Here is an 879-nt window from a genome sequence, read left to right on the forward strand (position 1 = left end):
GCGATCGGCTACCCGTTGATGCTCAAGGCCACCGCCGGGGGCGGCGGCCGCGGCATCCGCGTGGTCACGAGCGACGCCGAGCTGGTCGAGGCGTACGAGCGCACCAGTCAGGAGGCCGCGCGCGCGTTCGGCAGCGGCGTGGTGTTCCTGGAGCGCCTGGTGACCGGTGCCCGGCACGTCGAGGTGCAGGTGATCGCCGACGGTGAGGGCACCGCGTGGGCGCTGGGCGTGCGGGACTGCTCGATCCAGCGACGCAACCAGAAGGTCGTCGAGGAGTCCGCCTCGCCGGTCCTGGACCCGGACCAGGTGGCCGAACTCAAGACGTCCGCCGAACGATTGGCGCTGGCCGTCGGCTACCGCGGCGCCGCCACCGTCGAATTCCTCTACCACCCCGGCGACCGACTGTTCGCGTTCCTCGAGGTCAACACCCGCCTTCAGGTCGAGCACCCGATCACCGAGTCCACCACCGGATTCGACCTGGTCAAGGCCCAGTTGCGGATCGCCGGCGGCGGCCGGCTCGAAGGCGCCCCGCCGATCGAGCGCGGCCACGCCGTCGAGGCACGCCTGAACGCCGAGGACCCCGACCGCGACTTCGCGCCCTCCCCCGGCCGGATCGCCCGCCTGGACCTGCCCGCCGGACCCGGCATCCGGGTGGACACGGGGGTGAGCGAGGGTGACACGATCCCCGCGGACTTCGACTCGATGATCGCCAAGATCATCGCGTACGGTCGCGATCGGGACGAGGCGCTGGGTCGGTTGCGGCGGGCGATGGCGCAGACCACGGTGATCATCGAGGGCGGTGCCACCAACAAGAGCTTCGTGCTCGACCTGCTGGACCAGCCCGAGTTGATCGACGGCAGCGCCGACACCGGCTGGATC

At 71.3% G+C, this 879-nt stretch carries 1 protein-coding gene; it reads left to right on the forward strand.

Annotation, left to right across the window (positions count from 1 at the left end; all coding sequences use genetic code 11):
• Positions 1 to 879, forward strand: an 879-nt coding sequence (locus EMA17_RS50535; RefSeq protein ID WP_126643974.1) for an ATP-binding protein, incomplete at both ends; no start/stop codon positions are given.

This window comes from Embleya hyalina (assembly GCF_003967355.1).
GTDB classification, from domain to species: Bacteria; Actinomycetota; Actinomycetes; order Streptomycetales; family Streptomycetaceae; genus Embleya; species Embleya hyalina.